The sequence below is a fragment of the Synechococcus sp. B60.1 genome, from assembly GCF_047462555.1.
Taxonomy (GTDB): Bacteria; Cyanobacteriota; Cyanobacteriia; order Thermostichales; family Thermostichaceae; genus Thermostichus.
This window is the reverse complement of the sequence record NZ_JANSJN010000175.1, coordinates 1-2358: the sequence shown is the minus strand read 5'-3', so window position 1 is coordinate 2358 and position 2358 is coordinate 1. Positions and strand designations below refer to the sequence as shown.

The 2358-nt window shown below is 54.7% G+C and carries 2 protein-coding genes; one reads left to right on the top strand and one right to left on the bottom strand.

Features of this window, described 5'->3' with window-relative positions:
* On the bottom strand, positions 1-134 hold a 134-nt coding region (locus NW863_RS12775), incomplete at its 3' end, for a twin-arginine translocation signal domain-containing protein (RefSeq protein WP_414366815.1).
* Between the two features lie 624 nt (positions 135-758).
* On the opposite strand from NW863_RS12775, the gene NW863_RS12770 reads away from it, so the two are divergent.
* Entirely contained in the window at positions 759-2063 is a 1305-nt protein-coding gene (locus tag NW863_RS12770) for an NYN domain-containing protein (RefSeq protein WP_414366813.1), read from the top strand.
* Positions 2064-2358 lie beyond the last annotated feature (295 nt).

Here is a 2358-nt window from a genome sequence, read left to right as displayed (position 1 = left end):
CGGTTATCGGTAAAGGCAATCCAAACTTTGACGTTGGCAGGAGACTGGGCAAAGCTGTCGGCAGCCAGGAAGGCAGCGCCGGCGGCAGCCACCAAGCCAGCGGCGAAAGCCAGGAAAGTACGACGGGTGTTCATAGAAAAAGGCAGTTGCATTCACTAAAGGCACATCCGAGAATACTGCACCGACATTAAGAGCAGGTTATAATTCCCCTCGTCAACTTGGCCAGGGCTCTGTCGTCGGTGTCTATGCCCCAATTGAACCTTCAGGATGGAGTCAGAGATGGTGCCAAGCTTGAAAAACATCAGGTTTCAGCGGGTCTGGAGTGCCTAGGCACGGCCTAGTCCAGGCAATGAGCGGGGGATCCCTGTGCTCTAGACAATAGCAGACGGCTTGGGTGACTTGGGTGTCAGCGACAGTTTTGGAGGGAGGCTTGAGGCGGCCACCCCGTAGCAGAAGGAACTGAAGCTCGGGGTGGGAAATCACTAATTTAAGGGAGCAGATGGGTGAGCAGTGGTACTTTGCACACGGAAGTAACCTCGCTGTGCAACAAGGAGTGCCATCCGGTAAAGCTGAAATAAAAGCAAGATTGTCGGGATAAGGCAGGCTACCTAGTTGGTGGCTATGTTGGGATCTACGTCGGTGGGAATCCGGTAGATTTTTGGGAGTACCGCACCTGACTTCAGAACAGATCACTAGTTGAAATCCTGGTAGGGTTGTGGCAAGTGAGTTTAGGCGTTAATGTTGCATGGAGGGAGGCGATGCCGTTCAACACTGCAATCTTCTACGATATCGAGAATCTCCTGAAGGGTTATGCGTTTTCTGCACAGACGCTGGCCAACTTGTCACTCCGAGAAATACTGGAATCCGTCCGCAAGACCGGCCGCTTATCGGCAATTGCGGTTCAACGCGCTTATGCCAACTGGAGTGACCCGCGACTTGGCGTCATGCGTGGAGAGATCAACGAGTTGGGTATCGAGCCCGTACAAGTGTTCGGTTTTTCCAGAGATCAAAAAAAGAATGCTGCTGACATCCAGCTAGCAATTGACGCGGTTGACTTGGCACATATCAGACCATCAATCGAGGTGTTCGTCATAGTCTCCGGTGACGGCGGCTTTGCCTCCCTGGCGAAGAAGCTTCATGAGTACGGTAAGGTCGTCATTGGGTGTGCATACACGAGCGCGGCGAACCGTGTCTTCCAAGCCATCTGCGATGAATTCGTGCCTATCCCAGATCCGGAGGACAGAAGTGACCGGGAATCCACATCCACACTCCAAGGCCTTGGGGAGGGGCCGCAGATCACAACTCCCCTCGTTGTTCGTATGGCAAGAGCCATAAGGCGTGTTGGGACAGGCGACCGACAGGCTGTGATCGCAAAGGCCAAGGAGATTCTTCACTGGCTGGAAAACGATGAGGAAGCCCAACGCGATCTGAGTGGCCAGGGCCTTCATTTGTCGGTCGTGAGTGAGGCCATTCGTCACGCAGTACCCGATTTTGAGGCAAGCCGGGTCGGATTTGCGAAATTTGTCGAGCTGCTTCAGTATTTGTGTGCAGGTACGAAGCTGTGCGTGTTTCGCTCCAGCGGTGGTGCTGTCGTTTTGGCAACCCGCTCCAATGCTCGACTGGCGGCTGAGGCACTGCCCGATCTGAGTAGCGACTTTGTGCATTCGGTCGAGAACTACCGGTCGTTGCTAGCCACGGGATTGCCAATTTTTCGGCTGCCGGCTCCTGCCGACCTGAGTAGGGTTGCAGCCTGGATTGCCGAAGTGTCACCGCACAACGTTGAACTGGGAACAATCATCGAAACGGCAACCGGCGCCCTTGGTAGTGCTGTATCTTCAGAGGCTACAAAGAGAGCGCTCCTGTGCTTCATCTCGGCAGGGGTCTTCGATCGACAGCCAGATGGGTTGCCTCTTTCAGAACAGAAGCTAACGCTGAAGTTTACCATGCGGACGCCTGCACAGATCCTAGGTGCGCTAGGGTTGACAGCACGGGCAAAGCTAACAGCTGCTCTTGGTGAAGTGCAGGATGAGTTTCTTAATGAGCTGCTGCCAGCGGATGCCTGACAAAAACATGCAGTAAACAGCGCTGAGCCCTGCTGCTGAAGGTTATGCTGCTAGTCCCGCTAAGTTTAAGGGATCCCTAGAAACCCAGTAGGTTTGGTCAGAGGCGGAGCGCCCATGGGATTGCGTTTTGGGGCTGCTGTAAACCAGCCTGGAGTCCGTGGTTAGCTTGCCAACTGCAGGGCTGCCATTCGCGTCAGCGGCGCGTAGCGCTTAAGCCCGCTCCGTACCGCTTAGCGGCCAGAAGCGGGTAGTTTACTGATGGGCTACACTGGCCATTTGAGCAGAGGCAGTGGGA

Coding starts and splice junctions, on each gene's coding strand:
- NW863_RS12770 (WP_414366813.1), top strand. CDS start 759: ATGCCGTTCAACACTGCAATCTTCTACGATATCGAGAATCTCCTGAAG.